Origin of the sequence: Wolbachia endosymbiont (group B) of Cyclophora punctaria (genome assembly GCF_964028235.1) — a bacterium.
Taxonomy (GTDB): Bacteria; Pseudomonadota; Alphaproteobacteria; order Rickettsiales; family Anaplasmataceae; genus Wolbachia.
The window spans coordinates 1,028,129-1,049,367 of record NZ_OZ034749.1 but is presented as its reverse complement, the minus strand read 5'-3'; the positions used below and the strand labels follow the sequence as shown (position 1 = coordinate 1,049,367).

The window sequence follows — 21,239 nt, the reverse complement described above, 5'->3', positions numbered from 1 at the left end:
TCGCAGTAGTATTATAATGAGTAAGTTAAAAAAGCTTAGTGCTGGACTTTCTTTGACAGGCCTGATTGGTAGTGATGATATAGATATGCAAAGGGCAGGAAATAGAAAGAAGAAATATCAATTTTTGGATAAGACGTTCGCATGGATTGATGCGATGATAAATTTTATTTTTAAACGTGAGAGTAATAACGTAAATGAAGTCCTAAAAGTCACATGGGGACCACTATTTTTTGGTTTAGTGGTGATATTCATCTTTTTTGGAATAGGTGGTATTTGGTCAGCTATAGCTCCAATTGACGGAGCAGTGCATGCAAGTGGAGAAGTTATTGTCTCTTCAAATAGAAAAATAGTGCAACACTTGGGTGGGGGAATAATAAGCAAAATTTTAGTAAAAGAAGGTCAAGCAGTTAAAAAAGATGAGCCTTTAGTTTTATTAAGTGATGTTAACGAAAAGGCAAATTTGAGTATAATTAAAGAAAAACTCTTATCACTTTTGGCAACTGAAGCAAGACTTATTGCAATTAGGGGAGACTTAGATACGCTAGAATTTTCTGATGAGGTTAAAAGATTATCTAACGATGAACCTGTAAATAAAGCGATAAAGAATCAGGTAAAGTTGTTCAACTCTCAGAGAAAGAGTATATTAGGAAAAACTGACATACTGCAACAACGTATAAAGCAGTTAAATGATGAATTAGCAGGGCTAAATTTTCAACTAAATGCAGCCCATAAGCAATATGACTTGATAACGGAGGAGTTAGAAACAAAAAGACAATTACTTGATAGTGGCCATATAAGCAAACCACACATTTTAGCTTTAGAAAAACAGTTTGCTGAAATTGAGGGTAGAGTTGGACATTACCGTTCTGCAATATCTCAAGTACAGCAAAAGATTGGAGAAAATGAGTTAGAGATTATAAATGTGAAGAATGATGCTCAAGAAAGAGCAAATGCTGAGCTTAAGGAAGTTAATACATCTATTGCAGACTTAAAAGAGAGGCTGATGGTTGCTGAAGATTCGTTAGCACGTACAATAATTAAATCACCTCAAGATGGTATAGTTACAGATATAAGATACCACACTGAAGGTGGTGTTATACAATCTGGAGTTCCAATCATGAGTATAGTACCATCAGATGATGATCTAATAATAGATGCTAAAGTTCTAACCAGAAACATAGAAGAGATACTGTCAGCAAAAAAGAAAGATAGCAATATAGTCTCTATCGACGGACTAGAAGGGCTGAAAGTTAAAGTAAGGCTGAGCGCTTATAGTGCACGTCGCTTAAGTTTAATTAACGGTATAGTAAACCATATTTCCCCTGATGCTCTTGATGATCCAAGGATGGGGCGTTATTATTCAGTGCGAGTGGTGATACCAAAATCAGAACTTGCTCAATTTAAAAACGTATACCTATATCCTGGTATGCCAGTAGAAGTATATATAGTTACTCAATCCCGCACTCTTTTATCGTTCTTGTTTACACCTATAATTGCAACATTCGATAGATCTTTCATAGAGAGATAATTTATTTGGCTTTTCTAAAAAATTTGTTTACAGAGTTTGATATGCAAAAAAATTTACACACAAGTAGTGTATTATTTTATAATTATTTTCTATAATATGTAAATCTTTGATTTAAGATGCAAATGCTAACGTAAACATTAAAGGTTAATTAGTAAACTCAGCTGTATAATAGAATTAAAGGAATTAGTAAGATTTTTACCTTAATGAATTATAAATAGACAAACTTACCTAAAGTTTAATAGTGTCTGTTACTGCTTTTAGGTGTGAGGCTAGAGGGTTATTAGCAATAACAGACACTATTAAACTTATTATAGAATTTCCTTAAAGTAAATACTTAACTTAAAATATTATAATATTTTAACTTAAAATAGATTCATGTAAATGCTTTTTCCTCAAGTTAGTATCGTATTATTATATTTATTAAATGCTAAAAAAACATTAATCATCATTTACTTTTGATTCAATATTTAGCAAAACACTTGTGTACATTCTATAATCTCTGTTTGCATAGTAAGTTTATATATATTATTATACAGTTAGTTTTACAGCAAAAAATATGGTGAAGTTATTTGCATTATTGATAATGTTTTACTCAAACATATCAATTGCTTCTGCTCCTACTTCTTGGCAATTTGGATTTCCTGCGCCTGCAACTGAGATAATGGAGGTTATAGTTAAGTCACATTCGTTTGTGATGAGTGTAATGATTGCAATTATGCTTTTTGTATGGGCCCTGCTTGCTTATGTAGTATTTCGCTTTCGTAAGGGCAAAGTGAAAAATGTTAGTAAAATAACTCATAATATCTTTGTAGAAATTATCTGGTTTGTTATACCAACGATTATTGTTGGGGTATTGGCTTTTAAAAATGCTGAATTAATTAAACTACAGGAGAAAGTGCCAAAAGCTGACATAACACTAAAAGTTATTGGTCATCAATGGTATTGGAGTTACCAGTACCCAGAATATCAAGGTATTTCATTTGACAGCTATATAAAAGGAAAAGAAGACTTTACCGAAAGAGATTTAAAACTATTCTCTGTTGATAATAACGTTATTTTACCTATCAATACTAATATTCGTTTACAAGTGACAGCAGGAGATGTAATACATAGCTGGGGAATACCGGCTTTTGGTATAAAAATTGATGCAATACCAGGTAGGCTGAATGAAGCATGGTTTAACGTCAAGAAGCCCGGTATTTATTATGGGCAATGTTATGAACTATGTGGTCAAGGTCATGGATTTATGCCAATTGTTGTTGAAGCAGTGAGTAAAGAAGATTTTAATAAGTGGATTGAAGATAAAAAATTAGTAAGTTAAGTTTGGAGTATAGATATGAGTGATGCACCAAAAGGTATAAGACGTTGGCTGTTTTCTACTAATCACAAAGATATAGGGACACTATACATTATTTTTTCCATATTAGCTGGAATTATTGGTGGATTATTATCGGTAATTATTCGTACTCAGCTAATGCATATTAATATACTTAACAATAATTACCAGCTATATAACGTAATGATTACAGGGCATGCGGTAATAATGGTGTTTTTTATGATAATGCCAGCCTTAATGGGAGGATTTGGTAATTGGTTCGTACCTCTCATGATTGGTTCACCAGATATGGCATTTCCTCGTATGAATAATTTAAGTTTTTGGTTGTTAGTTTCATCTTTTATTTTGCTTATCCTCTCGGTATTTGCTGGCGAAGGTCCTGGAACAGGATGGACTTTATACCCACCTTTGTCGCAAATTATGTCCCACCCAAGTGCAGGAGTTGATCTTGCTATACTCGCACTTCATATTGCTGGTATGTCATCAATTGTTGGGGCGATCAACTTTATAGTTACCATATTCAATATGCGTGCAAAAGGTATGTCACTCACTAAGATACCACTATTTGTTTGGTCTATTTTACTCACATCATTTATGTTAATTGTTGCCTTACCGGTACTTGCTGGTGCTATAACTATGCTGCTCACTGATCGTAATATAGGTACCTCCTTTTTTGATCCTGCTGGTGGTGGTGATCCTGTGTTATTTCAACATCTGTTTTGGTTTTTTGGTCATCCAGAAGTTTACATAATTATTTTTCCTGCATTTGGTATCATCAGTCAGGTTGTGTCAACTTTTTCTCATAGGCCAGTATTTGGTTATATGGGAATGGTTTATGCTATGATAGGAATAGCAACGTTTGGCTTTATGGTTTGGGCTCACCATATGTTTACTGTTGGGCTTAGCGAGGATGCTGCTATATTTTTTAGCACTAGCACAATTTTCATTGGTGTTATAACTGGTGTAAAAGTCTTTAGTTGGATTGCAACTATGTGGGGTGGAGCGATTGAATTGAAGACACCAATGCTATTTGCATTAGGTTTTATTTTCATGTTTGTTGGAGGTGGTATAACAGGGATAATTCTTTCTCACGGTGGAATAGATAAGCTTTTGCACGATACCTATTATGTCGTTGCTCACTTTCACTATGTCATGTCGCTTGCTGCATTATTTGGAGCTTTCGCCGGTTTTTATTATTGGATAGGCAAAATGTCAGGTAAGCAATATAACGAGTGTTTAGGAAAGATACACTTTTGGCTCACTTCTATTAGCACCAATGTCACTTTCTTACCCCAGCATTTCCTGGGATTAGCAGGTATGCCAAGGCGTATACCTGATTATCCCGACGCGTTTATCCCTTGGAATTATATATCCTCAATTGGCTCATATATGTCCTTTGTTTCAGTTATGTTCTTTGTATTTATAGTTATACATCTCTTTAAGTGGGGCAAAAAAACTGGAGATAATCCTTGGGGGGGTGATACCTTAGAGTGGACGGTATCTTCACCACCACCTTTTCATACTTTCGAAAAGCCACCAGTGGTAAAATAAAGTGTATATAAGTGCTTTGTTAAACGTTGAATCGACAATATTGGACTTTTGGCATTTGCTGAAGCCAAGGATAATGTACCTTGTAGTGTTTACTGCAATTGCTGGAATGGTTGCTGCACCAGGTAGCATTCATCCTTTCCTTGCACTAATATCTCTTATGTGCATTGCTCTTGGTTCAGGATCTGCAGGTGCAATAAATATGTGGTATGACAGAGATATAGACTTGCTTATGGAGAGAACAAAAAACCGCCCTATACCTTCAGGTAGAGTTTCTGCAGAAAGCGCGCTTGAATTTGGCATAACTCTTGGAATATTGTCAGTATTTATCATGGCAATAGCAGTGAACCATGTTTCTGCTGCTTTGCTTGCAATTAGCATATTATTTTATGTTTTTGTGTATACAATTTGGCTCAAAAGGCGTACTCCGCAGAATATTGTTATTGGTGGTGCAGCAGGTGCTTTTCCTCCAATGATTGGCTGGGCGGTTGTAACTGACTCTGTAAGCTGGGAAAGTTGTATTCTATTTTTAATAATTTTTATGTGGACTCCACCACATTTTTGGGCTCTATCCTTAAATAGATCTGAAGATTATACAAAAGCATCGATTCCAATGTTCAATATCGTTTATGGTCCAGAAAAAACGAGGAAATATATATTAATCTATAGCGTGTTACTCGTATTAACTAGCTTACTTCCAGCACTATTTTTGAAAAAGGCTCTATTTTACCTCAGTATGGCAATTATTGAAGGGTGTGTTTTTATTTGGTTTGCTGCATCCGTTATAAGGCTTAAGAGTCATAGCTCGCAGAAAAAAATGTTTTCTTATTCGATTTCTTATCTATTTTCTCTGTTTGCCAGCGTTATTTACTGCTCTATTGATTTGTTTTAACCATGAAAGAACATAAAAACTATCTTTTACTTTCTCTTCTAATAATGCTCGTTGTAGCACTTTTTTTTATTTCCATAATAAAATTTAAAGGTGCAGCTTAAATTGCCTCTATATCTATAAAAATTGTGATTTTATAGAAGCAACGATATACTTTATTAATTCACTACAGTTAAAGATGAAGAAAAAGGAAGTGACAATATACACAGATGGAGCATGCTCTGGTAACCCAGGGACAGGAGGATGGGCAGCAATCATATTATTTCAAAATCATAGAAAGAACATCTGTGGTGGAGAAGAAAATACTACAAATAATAAAATGGAGTTAACAGCAGTGATCAATGGACTGAAGGTATTAAAATTTCCTTGTAATATCAGTTTGTATACGGATAGCCTCTATATTAAATACGGTATAACAGAATGGATAAATAAGTGGAAAATGAACGGCTGGAAGACAAGTAATAAGAAGTCAGTAAAAAATATAGAATTATGGAAAGAATTAGACGATGTTGCTTTGCAACATGAGATTAACTGGAAGTGGGTGAAAGCGCATAATGGTGATAAATACAATGAAGAAGCCGACAGCTTAGCAAGAAAAGCAATAATCGATGCTTAAAAAAATAGCTCTATCATTTTCTATAATTTTATTATTTATATTCTGCTTCTTTATCCCTTTTAAAGGGGAAGGTCCTTTAGAAATCAATATTAGTTATATTAATTTTTATATAAAGAAAAAAATATTAAAGATATTTACCAATTCGGATGTCAGCATGGAGAGTACCTCGGTTATTTGGCAGAAAGATGGCAAGCTAGTCATTACAGATTTAAAAATAACAAATCCTGACTTTACCATAGAAGTTCCTGAGCTTTTCGTACACTTTAAGTTAAGTTCCAAAAAGTTCTCTCAGGTTTTAGCTGGTAATGTACACATATATATCAAAAAGGAAGAGACCAGAGGAATAACAACATCTGTAATGACAGATAAGATGAGTAGTACAAAAAATCTGCTGAAGACAATAAGAAAAATTTTTTTCTACTTAAATGCAGACTCAAGGATTGAAATTACTAACATTGCTATCAATAGAAATATGGAAGGTGAATTCTTCATTGATAAAGTATATGTAGGAAAGGAGGAAAATTTTAATGTTTTGGATATTCGTGTTCATACAAAAGATAAAAAGGGGATTCTAGATGATTTATCTATTATGATAAAAAATCGCAATAATTTGTTAAATTTGTATGGAACATTTTATAACCTAAAGTTGGGGCTATTTAACGAGTTTTCCACACTAGTTAAAAGTTACAATTTGGACAAAGAAATAGGGTTCAAAGGGAACTTCTCAATGAGAATTAATGGAAAGGATGAAGTTATGGATGGAAACATATACGTGTTAAATACAGAGAGTCACTCAGGTAAAAACTTAGCCTTGACTAATGTAAATGTAAATTTGACATATAGTGATGAAATCATTAGCGTAAAAAACTTTCATTTTAAGTTAAATGATACTTACCTTTCTTTGATTGGCAAAATGAACTTTGGCACAAATCATGCTTTGCTTAGAGTTAATATTAGTAAACTTGTTGCAAAAGATTTATGTACTTATGTACCAGATGGTCTAGTGAACAATGAATTTAGAAAGTGGTATTGTAATAATATTGATGGGAATATTATAAATACAATTATAAGTTTTAACGGTAAAATCGATAGTTTAATAAATGATGATCTGTCAGGTATTGTAATTGTTGCTGATATAGAAAATGGCAGCGTTCAATTTGATGAGGATTTTGAACGAGTAGAGAACTTGAACGGTGAGTTAACTCTCAAGGATAACAATCTCAAAATTATTGTAAATAGAGCTAAGTTTCAGAATTTTACTATCAATAGTGGTCATATTGAAATGAACTCTCTCAATAAAGAAGATTCTGTTCTTACCATTAATGGTCAGGCTGTAAGTGATGCTTATGGGTTATATGAGCCTATAAAATTTAAGCTGGATGATGTGGTAAAATTTGAAAGAGATAAAGTAGGTGGAATAGCAAATTCTATATTCAATTTTCGTATTTTTAATCTAAATGGTGATAGTAAAAAAGTGGACTTCTCAGCAAATTTCTATTCTGAAATTGATAATTTGGTCGTATATAATGAAAGTCTTGGTAAGTATGATATTAAGCTTGATTTCGGCAGAGATTTTATTGATTTAAATGGCAGTGGTATGGTAAATAATACACAGCTGCTATTTGACCTCAAAAGTAGCAATAAAAATGAAAATTTTGCCTGGAGTTTGACTGGAGGTTTACCTGCTCAAATACTTAATTTCGGTGATGGTTATATCAATGCAAATATAGAGTCAGTAATGTATCAAGACAAAACAGGGTATGTTAATGGTAATATAGATTTATCAGAGCTCGAGTTGCGTTCAAGCTACTTAGGGTGGAAAAACCATTTTGAAGATCACAATGAAGTTTTATTTTCTACAAGGCTAAAAGGAGCAGGTAAGTTACTAATAGATAAACTAGATGTTGTAGGAAATGATCTAGACATAAAATTTAGCGGAAGAGTAGAAAATGGAAATCTATATTTAAATTCTAGCAACTTTAAATTACCTGATAATAATTTTAGTGTAGAAATTGAATCAGGTAAGGAGAAAAATGTCATAATTATTCACGGTGAGAAAATCAACTTAAGTGATGTGTTAGGTTTACTTGGCAAAGATAGTAATCGATTAAATAACAAAATAGAAGTTACTATGAATGTTGATAATATAATTATGAAAGAAGGAATTATCATAAAAGATGCTAAGCTAAATGTAACTTGTGCTAAAGGTGATTGTAGTGGAAGTCAATTCACAGGACAGTTTTTAGAAGATAACAGTAATATACTAGTAGAACATAGTGAAATAGGGCTTGAAATATACGCGGATAATTCAGGTATGCTTTTGCGTTCTTTAGGTATTGGTAAATCAGTTAAAAATGGCAAATTATCTCTTTATCTATCTTCTAAGAGAGAAAATGGAGAACATTATGGTATGTTATCTATCAGCAATTTCTATATCAAAGATGCTCCACTGCTTACCACTTTATTATCAATGTCTTCACTGCCTGGTATTGTAAATGCTATAAAGAACGAAGGTGTACATTTTTATAAGTGTAATGCACCTTTTTCATATAAAGATGGCACTGTTGAAATTGAAGAATCTTGGCTTGAAGGAGCGGAACTAGGCATTAGCACTAGTGGTACGCTCGATATTAAGGGTTATAAATTCCAGGTTGAAGGACAAGTAATACCGGCATACTCAATTAACAAATCTTTGTTGAAAATCCCTATAATCGGAAAACTTCTGACTGGTGGGAAGAGTAGGGGGATTATTTCAATAGACTACAAAGCAAATGGTGATGATAAAAACAACAACGTATCTGTTAATCCTATCTCTTCGCTAACCCCAAGCTTACTTAAGAGGTTATTAGGAGTATTTGATCGTATTATGACAAAAACTAATAAAAGCATTTTAAAAGGTAGTTTGAAGAAGAAATTTAGCTCAATATGACCAGAAGAAAAGTTGTTTATTGATGTTTAGTTAGATGGTAAACGTTAGATACAACAAACAGAGGAAGTTAGATAAAATAATTAAGGGAACAAGAATATAAAGGTTTAACTTGAAGTAACCGGATAAAATCTGAGTCACACTTCCAAGTGGTGGTACCCACGAAAGCAATGCAACTGCACAAATCAGTAGGTGCCTTACAATTTTTGGTGTTTTGTCTTCATTCTCTAATTTGTGATGTGATCTTCTGATAAAAATTGTTATTCTACCTAAATACCAGTTAGCTATTCCACCAAGACTGGATCCTAATACTCCAAAAAGTAATATAAGTAGTTGATCGTAGTTTGACCTAAAGCATAACATAGTGTAAAGTACAAAACCTTGATGTATGGGTAAGATAAGCGATGATACTAGGCTATCTATAAACAATAGGAGATAATTTTCCATACCAAGTTGTTGTACCATCTTCGTTGTCAGAAATTGTAACCCCCATTTGTTTCAATTGCTCTCTTATTTTGTCTGCAGTATCATAATCTTTATTTTGTTTTGCTACTTTTCTTAAGTCTATCAACCTTTCTATTTCTTGATGACTCACACCACTTGCAAACCACTCTTGATAACTTGACTCAAGAAGACCAATGAACCTTGCGCTTTTAACAAACTTCTTAGTTAATTTGAGCCTCTCACATTCATTACTTGTCTTATTGATTTCTGTGGCCATTTCATGCAATATGGCTACAGCTTCAGGAATGTTTAAATCGTTTTTCAAAGCCTCTATAAAATCTTTAGAGACTTCTGCATCACTTTCCTTAATACATGTACTACGTAATAACCGATAAAACTTGTTTAAAGTTTCTTGCGACTCAGAGATAACATTTTCTGTCCAATCAAGTGGTTTTCTATAGTGAGTTTTGAGCAGTGCATAACGTATTACTTCACCTCTGACTCCACTATCTAGCAAATCCCTTACTTTGACTATATTAAATAATGATTTGCTCATTTTCTCTTCATTTACCGTAAGAAAACCGTTGTGTATCCAATATTTTGCAAACGTTGACTCAGCAAATGCAGATTTACTCTGCGCAATTTCATTCTCATGATGAGGAAATTGCAAGTCTATACCGCCACCGTGAATATCAAAATCTTTGCCAAGGTAAGCATATGACATTGCTGAACATTCTATATGCCACCCTGGTCTTCCCTCTCCCCATGGACTATTCCAGTGACTTGAAAGTTTATAGTCAGTTTCGTTTGCAGGTTTCCAAAGTACGAAGTCTCCTGGGTGTTTTTTATTTTCACCAACTTCAACTCTACTACCGTAGTTTAATTCATCAATTTTTTTTCCTGATAAAACGCCGTATTCAGGGTAAGATTCTACACTAAAATATACATGTTTATTGGATTCATAAGCATGACCAGCTTGCAGCAAAGACTCAATTAACTTGATAATGTTATCTATGTTTTCCGTTGCTTTTGGTTCATATGTTGGTTCTGCACAATTTATGCTTTCCATGTCTTCATGAAAAGTTTTAGTGTAATATTTGCTAATGCTTTCTATATTACTATTTTTCTCATTTGCTGCATTGATTATCTTGTCATCGATGTCGGTTATATTACGCACATAAGTAACTTTTCCATAACAAAATTTAAGCAGTCGAAATAATACATCGTAAACAACAATAGAACGTGCATTACCTATATGTGCTGTATCATATACTGTTGGCCCACAAACGTACATTTTTATATGATCTTTATCGATCGGTGTAAAGGGCTCTTTTTTTTTTGTTAAAGTGTTGTAAAGCTTAACCATATACAAAGCTTTTTAGAAAAGAAAATGCTCCAAATATAAGCTGTGGTCCTTTAACTATTACGACAAGAGTAAGTAATAACCCACACAATGATACTAATACTCCCATTATAGAAAGAAATCCATCTTTGCTCATGATACCCAGTGAAATGAGAGTTGTACCAATTGCAGGAATGAAGTTAGTTAAAGGAAGTGGGATTGCTATCGATAATGCACAAAGCAGCATTATAAATGCTAAAATATTTTCACCAGGACCACAAAAAATGAAAGACATTCTTGGTTTCATGAACTTTTCTATTTTTTTTAATGTAGGTGAAGTTTTCTCTACCACGAGAGCTAGTGTTGAACGTTGAAAAGATTTCCTTTCTAGCCAATTAGGCATCCAAGGAGAATCAAACCCAAATAGAAGCTGCAGTGAAAATAAGATTAAAGGTATAGAAAGAATGGTTGTATAGCCAGGTGGAACAGGTATAGGTACTGATAGCGGTAAAGAGAAGATGATTATTAAAATACCAAAACCACGCTCATGTAAAGCTGTTTTAATATCAAATAATGTTACTTTATCATTATCGTTATTATTAGTATCTGCAACCTCTTTTAGAATATCAGAGGCCAATTTTTTATCTTCAGTCAATTTCACACTTTTTTCCACAGTTACCCTTTAATAACATTCTAACTAACATAGTTATTGCTATATTTCAATATCGATTATTCATTTCATGCTGTACTTCATTCTTTTATTAAAGTGTTGTAAAGCTTTTAAGTTATAAGGCTTTTAAGAAGAGAAAGTGTTCCGGCTATAAGTTTTGGTCCTTTAACTATTACAATAAGGGTAACCAATAACGCACAGAATGAAACTAATACTCCTAACGTAGATAAAAATCCATCTTTACCCATAATGCCGAGTGAAATAAGAGTTATACCAATTGCAGGAAGGAAGTGAGTAAAAGGTAATGGAAGAGCTATTATTATTGCACAAAGCAACATCATAAAAGCTAGAATCTTTTCACCCGGACCAAGAAAAATAAAAGGCATTCTTGGTTTCATGAACTTTTCTATTTTTTTTAATGTAGGTGAAGTTTTCTCTACCACGAGAGCTAGTGTTGAACGTTGAAAAGATTTCCTTTCTAGCCAATTAGGCATCCAAGGAGAATCAAACCCAAATAGAAGCTGCAGTGAAAATAAGATTAAAGGTATAGAAAGAATGGTTGTATAGCCAGGTGGAACAGGTATAGGTACTGATAGCGGTAAAGAGAAGATGATTATTAAAATACTAAAACCACGTTCATGTAAAGCTGTTTTAATATCAAACAATGTTACTTTATCACTATCGTTGTTATTGGTATCTGCAACCTCTTTTAGAATATCAGAGGCCAATTTTTTATCTTCAGTCAATTTCTCACTTTCTTCCACGATTAACCTTTAATAACATTCTAACTAACATAATTATTACTGTACTTCAATCATACCTCTTCAATTCTTTAGCCTTGTTTAAACAAATGACACGCACTAAAGTGCGTGTCACGAAACATAAGGAAGCTAACGATCTGGTTCATTAGATGATAGTTTCTCTGAATCCTTAAGTTCTTGTTTAAGGTTTTTAATGCCTTTGCCTAAATCACCCATAACTTGTGGTAACCTACCTGCACCAAACAGAACTAAGATTATTATTAAGACTAGAAACAGCTGCCATGGACCTAAACTCATTTGTACCTCCGTTGAAAATATTAATTTTTAGGTATTAAAACTTGACTGAAGCCAAGTGATACATAAATTATATCACTTTTATTGAATTATAAATCAAGAGTTTTTAATTATCTTATAATAGTTTTAGCCTAACATTAAGTTTAGTTTAGCTGTAGAGTAAAAGGAAGCTCACTAAAAAATTTTGCTAACGTATCATCTTTAGGTCTGTGGTATATGTAGCTAGGAACTCCTGATTGAATAATTTTACCATTTTTCATCACGTAAATAAAATCTGCAACTTTCAACGCTTCTTGCGGATCATGAGTTACCATGAGTACAGGAATATTTTTTCTTCTAAAAAGTGACAATATATGGTGCCTTATTCGATATTTGAGCAGTATATCTAAATTAGAAAATGGTTCATCGAGCAAAACAACATCAGGATTTTGCGCCATTACTCTTGCTATTGCAACTAATTGTTGCTGTCCTCCTGATAAAGCATGAGGGTACATGTTTTCATATTTTTCTATATTAAATAGCTTTAAGATTTCCAATGCAGTAAGGTATTTTTCTTTCTTAGAAGTACTGCAAATAGCAAAAGTTATATTTTCTATTACTGTTTTATGAGGAAATAATGCAGAATGCTGAAAAATCAATCCGATATTTCTACGCTCTATAGCAATTGACACTTTGTTACTTGCAACTAATTTATCATTTATAACAATGGTTCCAGATTTTGGATTTTCTATTCCTGCGATTAATTTTAGAATTGTTGACTTGCCACAGCCAGAATGACCTAGTAAACAGGCAACACTTCCTTTCTTCACTTGAATGTTGATGTTGCTTAAAGCAAAGCCATCTTGATTACTATAAAAGTAACTAATATTGTTAACTAGCATTAATCTTTCAATTGGAATCGTATTATTAAATATAACAGTATTACATTCAAGAAATACAGAAATATTTTTTATTATTGTGAATTAATTGTACAGGGTACCTAGAAAAATGCGAGACTTTTTGCTATAATTTTGCATAAATAGCAGAAGACATGGGACTATAGCTCAGTAGGATAGAGCGTTGGATTCCTAATCCGAAGGCCGTGCGTTCGAATCGCACTAGTCCCACTTAATCTTAATAAAGTAGAAGAAACTAACACAGGTTTACAACACCGTTCTAGGAGTTAGAGTCCCAGTTTCTCAACTTACAGCGTTTGCATGCTTGGGTTTATATGCTCAACCTTATTTTCTTCCATTGCTCTATAACTTGGCAGTGTAGAATTTTTTACATGTAATCCAGTTACTATTACAACTAAAATAGCTAGGACACTGCAAACTAATGCACCAGCTAAAGATGGAACCATCACAGCAGCAGCAACAAACAATCCTGCAATAACAACTCCAACAACATCACTCCTTAATGAGGCGTAAAAACTCTCCTTACTTTTTTTGTATTTAGTTTCTTTTTCATGTGGTGGAGAAAATTGAGCCTCTACAAAGCCGTTAGCTTTCTTATCATTATTTGGTGTGACAGTTGGGCCAGTCCTTGTTGATACAGGTGCTTCATTTTTGTTATTATTACCATTAGTACTAACAGGGAGCACTGTTGCTACAGGTCTACTAATAACATTTCTATTACTATTGGATACACTATTTGTTTCTATGTGGAATGTTTCTTGTTCCTTATTTGTTGCTGATCCATGCGGCACAATTATTTCTCGATCATTTTGTATCAGTGCTGTTGCTGCCACAGAATTCTTTTTTGAAGAAGCAGTGCAGAATGCATCATCCTTTAACTGTTGATATAATCTGTACAATTCACTTTCAGGATCTAGTTTTGATTGCTCTACATTAACACTTTGCAGTAACGTGCTCAGAATCTCAGCATTGTCATCATCAGTGTAAGAGACAACAAAGCATAATATAGGTTTGTCTCCTTCAATTTTGCTAACGTAATACCTTCCTTCTTGACCGATTGCATTGATGATGGTCATTCCATTTTGTAAGAGAAATTTTATAACGTTCAAATTTTGATCTTTAATTGCATATTCTAGCACAGCATTTTTTTCACATTTGCTCTGAAGATTAATTCCCTTCCTTCTTAACCTTTTTTGCAAATCTTCAAAACTAGTAACTGTGCTATCCTGTTTTGTAACCCTATCTATATCAAGACACAGATTCCTAATGTCATCATTATTTAGCGTGAGACCAGTGCTTGTATTACTGACATTGGACTCTGCTCCATCAGGTGTGTTTTGCTTCTCTTTTTTGTTTATTGCTGATCTAAGCAGTGCAATTATTACACAGCTTGAGAGATATTTATTGTGATCAGAATTGCTGAAGTCGACTTTAAACTCAGAATCTATTTGAAGTTGTTCTCTGAGTGATAATTTCCCTTCTTCAATTATTTTTAGAAGATTTCTTATACCATCTTCTGGTATACCTGTCATATACTTTAAAAGTAACTTAACTTTTGGTAGGTCGCCATCTACAGAGGCATTACTCAAAGCCTGAACTTTCTCTTCTCCAGTAAATCTTTTGTTATTCAAGAGTATCTTCATAACTTCAGTGCTCTCATTGTGAGGAGCTGTGTTAAGAACCTCTAGTATTTTCGTATGATCTATGTAATCTAAAAATATCTCAAACTCTTGAACTTTACCTTCATTAACGGCGGTCAACAAAGCATTCGATTTTCTTTCTTGATCAAATTTATCGCTATCCAAAAATATCTTTATAACGTTAGGTTTTTCACCTGACACAGCGTAATCTAATACAGTTTTAGAAGTAGTATCTCTAATATCAATTTTAATATTTGACTTTGCGAGCAATTCAACAATTTTTAGAAATGTATCATAATCATTTAAAATACTGCTTTTCCCTGAGCGAAGAATATCCATAAACAAATCACAAATCTTTGCATCTGTTGGCCCACTTTGTTTTAGCTTCTCACCAAATTCCTGAGCAGCTATATTAGGATTATCAGTTACAAATTTCTTTACATCTTCATAAGTTAAATTACCGATCATATTCAAATCTTACTATTATTGCTATACGCTTATTATATCAACTTTTTCATTATTCAGTCAAGTAATCTTGCAGTATCAAATGGCATGATATATATTGATTTATGATTCTCGAGCAAATGATAGAAGATTTAGCCTATAAGTTAGTGAAAGTAACCGAAGCTGCAGCACTTGCTGCATATAAATTGGCAGGCCTTGGTAATGAAAAAAAGGCCGATCAGGTTGCAGTTGATGCAATGCGTACGGTGCTAAACTCAATGGAAATAAATGGTACAATTGTGATTGGGGAAGGGGAGAGGGACGAAGCACCGATGCTATATATCGGAGAAAAAGTTGGCACAGGAAGTGGCCCTGAGATTGACATCGCTGTTGATCCACTTGAAGGCACTACGATTTGCGCTCATTATAAACAAGGGGCAATGTCTGTTCTTGCTGCAACAAAAAAAGGTAATTTTTTACATGCACCTGATGTTTATATGGAAAAGATAGCAGTGGGAAAAAATCTCCCAGAGGGTGTAGTCTCACTAAAAAATAGGATTGAGAAGAATCTGGACAATTTAGCCAAGGCAAAAAGATGTAAAGCAAGTGATCTTATAGTAACTGTACTTAAACGTGAAAGACATGATGAATTAATAGCAAAAATTAGGAAGCTAGGAGCAAAAGTGAAATTAATAGATGATGGTGATGTTGCAGCCATAGTTTCGCTAATAAATGGCAATCACGATATGTATATCGGCACAGGAGGAGCTCCAGAAGGAGTGCTTGCAGCAGCAGCGCTAAGCTCAATCGGTGGGCAGATAGAAGGAAGATTAATATTTGACACGGATCAATTAAAAGAAAGAGCAAAAAATTTGAATATCACTGACCCAGAAAAAATCTACACCGTGAAAGACATGGCAAGAAGTGAATCAGTATTCATTGCAACTGGAGTAACAAATGGAGAGTTTGTGGATGGAGTAAAGTTTGGCCAAGATATTTGTCTGACTAATTCATTAATAATATTGCCTGGTAAAGTAATAAAAATACAAACAAAATCAATATCTTAAACATTTGTCATATGCTGATTATAAAATTTTTATAGAAGGAAGATACTTATAATTGTCTTAAAAAAATGAATTTACATATTAATTTTAGCTTTACAACATTTGGCATTAAGTTATAGTTAAATAGTAATACTAAGAGGTGCTTAATGTTTAGTTCACTAATACGTCTAAAAAGAAAAGTTCTCAATCTGAAGAAAATAATCATTCTTTCTCTAACAGCACAGAAAGTTTATTAGTCCAATCTACTAAAAAAAATCCTCAACTTGATGATCAAAGTAGAACTGACGCGTCTCCTCAAACAAATCTTCAATTTAGTGAGGATGATGTAAAAAACGTGCTCCAAGACTTCGAAAAATTGGATTTTAAGAACAGTAATGAGTGTTTTAACGAAATAGCAGAAGATTATGAAAGGAGGAAAAAAAGTGACCTTTTTAACTACGTAATATTGAATAAGCGAAAATACATAACAGATATATTAGATCAGAGGCTTGCCCACAAAGATCAAGAAAATTTTAGGAAGAAATTTAGTGAATATCTTCTTAAAATAAATGAGAAAATGAATTATGGGAAAGAATTTCAAAATAAACTTCAATTTTTTGAAGATAGGGTAGAAGAAGTATTATCAGATTTTAGAAAATTGAATTTTGGCCTTAAGGATAATTTGTGTAAAGATGATAAGGATAACGTAAATTATAATAAAGGCTGGCCTGCAGATCCATTTGACAAAATAGCGAATTATTATCGATGGAATAAGAACATTTTCCTTTTTAATTATGTGGTATTAAGTAAGCAAAAAGAAATAATAAGTATATTGAATGAAAAGTCTATTCCTGAAGACAAGCGAAAGAATTTTAAAAAGAGGTTGGGTAGATATCTTCTTCGAGTCGAAGAAGGGATGAGTAACGGACAGGAATTTCTCAAAACTGATAGTGCAGTTGCCTTTTTTGATGGATGTTATGTGCCATGCGCATATGCAAAACGTTCTCTTAATCATTATGATCATCTTAGTATTAATATTTCTAAGCCTGGGTGTAGCTTAGAAATCAGCCGTCTTTTCACTGACAAAATTGAAGGGATGGAAAGAAATAAAAATGAGGTAAAGATAGTAGAAATATACAGTAACGATAAAAGAATAGCAACGGTTGAGAAGAATGATAATGGAAAAAGAAATTACCGCTTTGCAAAAGATGCAACATGCGATATGAAAATTAGGTGGAGTGCAGAAGATGAGAAAGGTAATTCTGTTAACTGCTTTATTAGTTTAAATGTAAATCCTAGTGAAATTGAGATTGGTCAGGCAACTATTAATGGTAAAGATGTTGAACTAGACGAAATTTTGAAATTAGCTGAGCAAAGCGAAGATGTGCTTATAGAAGGTAAAGCTTTACATGAATTTTTAGAAGGATATCTGGAGCAAGATGTACAATCACAGGAAGAGATAATAAAGAGATGTGATGAAACTCCTGGAACTAAACTTGATAATCTGGAGATAGGGCAGTTCTCTTTCTCTCCTTTATCTGAAGAGGAGATAGAGGAAGAAGAGAGAAGAGAATATAAAAATTCACGGGCTACATCAGGAAGGTGCTAGACTAATTAGACATTAAACCTAAAGTGCATTATATCGCCATCTTGCACGATATAATCTCTGCCTTCGAAGCGAATTTTCCCTGCATCTTTGCAAGCTAACTCGCTTCCATATTTTATATAGTCTTCAAAGCTTATGGTTTCTGCTTTTATAAAGCCCTTTTCAAAATCAGTGTGAATTACACCTGCTGCTTTGTCAGCTGTTGATCCTATCTTTATTGGCCATGCACGTGCTTCTTTGGGGCCCACAGTAAAAAAAGTTATCATACTTAGCACTTCATACATAATACGTGCTACTCCATCAAGTCCTGATTCTTGTAAGCCAAATTCTGATAAAAAATTCTGTTTTTCCGCTTCACTATCAAGATTTGCAATATCTGCTTCAAGTTTCGCTGAAATACAATAAAATTTGCTTTTATTTTCTTCCGCCATTTTTTCTACCCTTTTAGATAGTTCATTACCAGTTATGATATTCGTATCTTCAATATTGCATACATACATAACAGGCTTTGTTGTTAGCAATTGAAGCAACTTCATCTCATCTTCATCGATATTCTCCAAGCTTCTTGCCGGTTTACCTAATTTTAAAGTAGCTAATACCTCTTGCATTAATTCAAGTTGTCTCTTTAGCTCTTTATCACCTTGCTTTGCTTTCTTTTCCAATTGAGGAAGCCTTTTTTCTATGCTATCAATATCAGCTAGAATTAACTCCATTTCCACTATTTCAGCATCTGATATTGGATCTATTTTACTGTTTACATGGCTGATATCGTCATCCGTAAAGCACCTGAGCAGATGAACAATGGCATCAACTTCTCTGATATGACTCAAAAATTTATTTCCTAGTCCTTCACCCTTGCTCGCACCCTTAACCAAGCCGGCAATATCGACAACTTCCAGTTGATTGTAGATTATTTTCCCTGAGTGAGCAATCGCGGCAATTTGTTTCAAACGCTGATCTCGTATTGGCACTTTGCCAACATTTGGCTCGATTGTACAGAAAGGATAGTTTGCAGCTTCGGCTGCACTTGACTCTGTAAGTGCATTAAATAAGGTTGATTTTCCTATATTTGGCAGTCCAACTATGCCACAGTTAAAGCTCATATTTGTTATTTAAAGCAATAATTATTGCATAATTTAAAAATTTCTGCTATACTTAATTAGTTACAATTTTGTTGGTATATAACTTAAATTAAAGTAAAAACTATGACTACAGCTAAGAAACGGAAACTACCAAGTGACTTTCATGATGTTGAGGTTGGAATAGAAAGGCCCAGGATATTAGGGCAAATGAATGTACCTAGGAAACGGAAATCATCAAGTGGTCTTCACGGTGTTGAAAGTCCGAAAAGGTTCAAGAGCTTTGGGCAAGAAATAACTCCTTTAAATAGTAATTCTTACCCTAACGATTTCTATGAAGGTAAACTTAGTGATGTTGTAGGGCAGTCCGTTAGTGATGTGGAACAAAAACTTTCTAGCAGTCAAGTAGCTAAGTATGATACTGCAGGAGATGGCAATTGCTTTTTCCATGCCGTGTTTGGTGAAAATAGTTCTAATGTATACAAAACTGACAAAGCTCAAGCAATGCGTAAAGAGTGGCGCGAATTTTTAAATCAGTTTAAATCATTGAATGATCCGAAAATGCCAAATGCTCTTAAGCAACACTTGAGAACATTCTTTGTAGATCTATTGAGTAACACTGGGGAAGTGCTTAATGTACCAAAAGAGATAAAAGAGCTCATTGAGGAAATAAATAAAAAAGTTGACGATATAATAAATGAAAGTGTTGAAAGAACGAAAGCTTTAAAAAATAACATTATAGAAAAGTTTTCTGAAGATGAAAAATTTTGTAATGAAATATATGAAGTAATAAAGCAAGCTACCAATGCATATAATGAGCGTAATGTGCAGCAAAGAGATTTACTTAGTGTTGAAGATTTACTAAAGAAAGAAAATGAGAAAACATTGTATAATAGGGTAGAGGAAGAGCTTGAGTCTTGTGCATATAGACTTGACACCACGCTTACTAAAGAAAAATATAAAGAGGAATATATAATTAATAACGACAGAATATTAGATTCAGTTATTGGTCAAAAAGACTTCTATCAGACTTATCTCAAAGCAATACAAAAACAAGGGTATTTTGTTTTTCACGGTGAAATCCCTATTTTAGCTTCTTTATCTAATACTGAAATCGAAGCATATTTTGAGGGTCAGGAAGGTATGACAATATATAAACCAGAACCAAACATGATAAATCCTGAGTATGTAAGGAAAGATGAATTATGGGGCAATAAGAAGAAGGAAGTAATATACCTGGGTGGAAACCATTACTCTAGAGCTAGGGTTATAACTAAGGAAATTCAAGAGCAAGAAGACTTTCAATTAGCAAAAGAACTTCAATTAGATGAAATTTTGGAGTATTGTAACCTTTCAAAGGATATCTCTGAGAGAGCAGAGGTTGAGAAGAGGTTTGATGAGTTCTTGGCAAAAAATGCTGATGGAAAAATTGGTGATGTTATAGGGCAGTGCATTAATGATGTACAGCAACGTATAAAATGCCTTGAGGAGCCAGTCTTATCAAGAAGGTGCAGTGTGGAAGAAGCACGTGTAGAAAAAACATTTTATCAACAACAAGTACCACAACCTGTAAGATAAGTCTTCATAGTCTATATACTTCTATAGGGGGCATTCTATAATAAAAGCCATGCTCATTATTAACCACTGCTTAATAAGAATAAAGTCTTAGCAAAACAAACATAAGAACAATAGGATTTCTTGCTTGCAAAGCAACTCCAAGATCGGGAGGAAAAAGACTTTTTCCTTGCAAGGCAACTTGTTCGGTAGAAGCTGTAGCTTTACTCCTCTCGTTTGAGTTTTATTACTACAACTCCCCCTAAAGAACCGTGCTTGCAGATTTCCCGCACACGGCTCATCAATATTAGTTTTCACAGTCGTCCCTCTTATGCATATAAAGAAAAATGTATTTTTGGCTTTGGGGGGGGTATAATAGTTTAGATTTGATCTGACAAGCAAACAAAGTAAGATAAAAATATAAACAAGTTTTAAAGGAGTGTCAGATATGAATACAACACAAGAAAAAATACTAAAACCAAAGTTGGGATTGCTAGAACTTGCAAAGGTAAATGAAATCGATAATACAAGTAACTTTTATAGATATTGTATCTTTAGGCTATTTTGTTGTCCCAAGTTTGGGACAACAAAATAACCATTTCCAGCGCTCAAAATCAAGAGAC

The 21,239-nt window shown here is 33.6% G+C and carries 18 protein-coding genes and 1 tRNA gene; 11 read left to right on the top strand and 8 right to left on the bottom strand.

Annotated elements, in window-relative coordinates; all coding sequences use genetic code 11:
• The first annotated feature begins 16 nt into the window (after positions 1-16).
• The 6 genes from ABWU33_RS05090 (at position 17) to ABWU33_RS05065 (ending at position 8,846) form a co-directional block, all read left to right on the top strand.
• Complete coding sequence (locus ABWU33_RS05090; protein WP_250120420.1) at positions 17-1,528, top strand: HlyD family type I secretion periplasmic adaptor subunit; 1,512 nt, start codon at positions 17-19, stop codon at positions 1,526-1,528.
• A gap of 556 nt (positions 1,529-2,084) precedes the next feature.
• Complete coding sequence (gene coxB / locus ABWU33_RS05085; protein ID WP_353280471.1) at positions 2,085-2,849, top strand: cytochrome c oxidase subunit II; 765 nt, start codon at positions 2,085-2,087, stop codon at positions 2,847-2,849.
• A 15-nt stretch (positions 2,850-2,864) separates the two neighbouring features.
• On the top strand, positions 2,865-4,415 hold the full coding sequence (ctaD, locus tag ABWU33_RS05080) for a cytochrome c oxidase subunit I (protein WP_353280469.1): 1,551 nt from the start codon (positions 2,865-2,867) through the stop codon (positions 4,413-4,415).
• Between the two features lies 1 nt (position 4,416).
• Positions 4,417-5,304: a heme o synthase gene (locus tag ABWU33_RS05075; RefSeq protein ID WP_211908226.1), complete on the top strand. Its 888-nt coding sequence runs from the start codon at positions 4,417-4,419 to the stop codon at positions 5,302-5,304.
• Between the two features lie 175 nt (positions 5,305-5,479).
• Positions 5,480-5,917 (top strand): ribonuclease HI, encoded by a 438-nt coding sequence (gene rnhA / locus ABWU33_RS05070; protein ID WP_211908228.1) that lies wholly within the window; start codon positions 5,480-5,482, stop codon positions 5,915-5,917.
• Positions 5,910-8,846, top strand: coding sequence for an AsmA-like C-terminal domain-containing protein (locus ABWU33_RS05065; protein WP_353280466.1), 2,937 nt, complete (start codon positions 5,910-5,912; stop codon positions 8,844-8,846). Before rnhA ends, ABWU33_RS05065 begins: the two co-directional genes overlap by 8 nt.
• Positions 8,847-8,876: 30 nt before the next feature.
• Here ABWU33_RS05065 and ABWU33_RS05060 read toward each other — a convergent pair whose 3' ends face one another.
• The 6 genes from ABWU33_RS05060 to ABWU33_RS05035 form a co-directional block, all read right to left on the bottom strand.
• A complete protein-coding gene (locus ABWU33_RS05060; protein ID WP_319606902.1) occupies positions 8,877-9,290 on the bottom strand; it encodes a YqaA family protein in 414 nt (137 codons plus the stop codon).
• On the bottom strand, positions 9,259-10,653 hold the full coding sequence (cysS, locus tag ABWU33_RS05055; protein WP_353280463.1) for a cysteine--tRNA ligase: 1,395 nt from the start codon (positions 10,651-10,653) through the stop codon (positions 9,259-9,261). The genes ABWU33_RS05060 and cysS overlap by 32 nt, the downstream gene beginning before the upstream one ends.
• Positions 10,646-11,302 carry an exopolysaccharide biosynthesis protein gene (locus ABWU33_RS05050; protein ID WP_353280462.1) on the bottom strand — a complete coding sequence of 219 codons (657 nt, stop codon included), beginning with the start codon at positions 11,300-11,302 and terminating at the stop codon, positions 10,646-10,648. Before ABWU33_RS05050 ends, cysS begins: the two co-directional genes overlap by 8 nt.
• A 107-nt stretch (positions 11,303-11,409) precedes the next feature.
• Entirely contained in the window at positions 11,410-12,063 is a 654-nt protein-coding gene (locus ABWU33_RS05045) for an exopolysaccharide biosynthesis protein (protein WP_353280460.1), read from the bottom strand.
• Positions 12,064-12,189: 126 nt separating this feature from the next.
• Positions 12,190-12,357, bottom strand: a complete 168-nt coding sequence (locus ABWU33_RS05040; protein ID WP_006013840.1) for a twin-arginine translocase TatA/TatE family subunit — start codon at positions 12,355-12,357, stop codon at positions 12,190-12,192.
• A gap of 140 nt (positions 12,358-12,497) precedes the next feature.
• A complete protein-coding gene (locus tag ABWU33_RS05035) occupies positions 12,498-13,235 on the bottom strand; it encodes an ABC transporter ATP-binding protein (RefSeq protein WP_211908236.1) in 738 nt (245 codons plus the stop codon).
• Between the two features lie 151 nt (positions 13,236-13,386).
• Here ABWU33_RS05035 and ABWU33_RS05030 point away from each other — a divergent pair.
• Positions 13,387-13,460: transfer RNA gene (locus ABWU33_RS05030), tRNA-Arg, on the top strand.
• 77 nt (positions 13,461-13,537) lie between these two features.
• On the opposite strand, the gene ABWU33_RS05025 is transcribed toward ABWU33_RS05030, so the two are convergent.
• Complete coding sequence (locus ABWU33_RS05025) at positions 13,538-15,358, bottom strand: ankyrin repeat domain-containing protein (protein WP_353280458.1); 1,821 nt, start codon at positions 15,356-15,358, stop codon at positions 13,538-13,540.
• 119 nt (positions 15,359-15,477) lie between these two features.
• On the opposite strand from ABWU33_RS05025, the gene glpX reads away from it, so the two are divergent.
• Both glpX and ABWU33_RS05015 read left to right on the top strand, forming a co-directional pair.
• A complete protein-coding gene (glpX, locus tag ABWU33_RS05020; protein ID WP_250120430.1) occupies positions 15,478-16,401 on the top strand; it encodes a class II fructose-bisphosphatase in 924 nt (307 codons plus the stop codon).
• A 331-nt stretch (positions 16,402-16,732) separates the two neighbouring features.
• A complete protein-coding gene (locus ABWU33_RS05015) occupies positions 16,733-17,986 on the top strand; it encodes a hypothetical protein (RefSeq protein ID WP_246433197.1) in 1,254 nt (417 codons plus the stop codon).
• 5 nt (positions 17,987-17,991) lie between these two features.
• Here ABWU33_RS05015 and ychF read toward each other — a convergent pair whose 3' ends face one another.
• Positions 17,992-19,086, bottom strand: a complete 1,095-nt coding sequence (gene ychF, locus ABWU33_RS05010; protein WP_250120377.1) for a redox-regulated ATPase YchF — start codon at positions 19,084-19,086, stop codon at positions 17,992-17,994.
• A 102-nt stretch (positions 19,087-19,188) separates the two neighbouring features.
• Between ychF and ABWU33_RS05005 the strand changes: the two genes are divergently transcribed.
• Together ABWU33_RS05005 and ABWU33_RS05000 are read left to right on the top strand one after the other, a co-directional pair.
• Positions 19,189-20,640, top strand: a complete 1,452-nt coding sequence (locus ABWU33_RS05005) for a hypothetical protein (protein WP_353280455.1) — start codon at positions 19,189-19,191, stop codon at positions 20,638-20,640.
• Positions 20,641-21,064: 424 nt separating this feature from the next.
• Positions 21,065-21,211 carry a hypothetical protein gene (locus tag ABWU33_RS05000; RefSeq protein WP_211908242.1) on the top strand — a complete coding sequence of 49 codons (147 nt, stop codon included), beginning with the start codon at positions 21,065-21,067 and terminating at the stop codon, positions 21,209-21,211.
• Positions 21,212-21,239 lie beyond the last annotated feature (28 nt).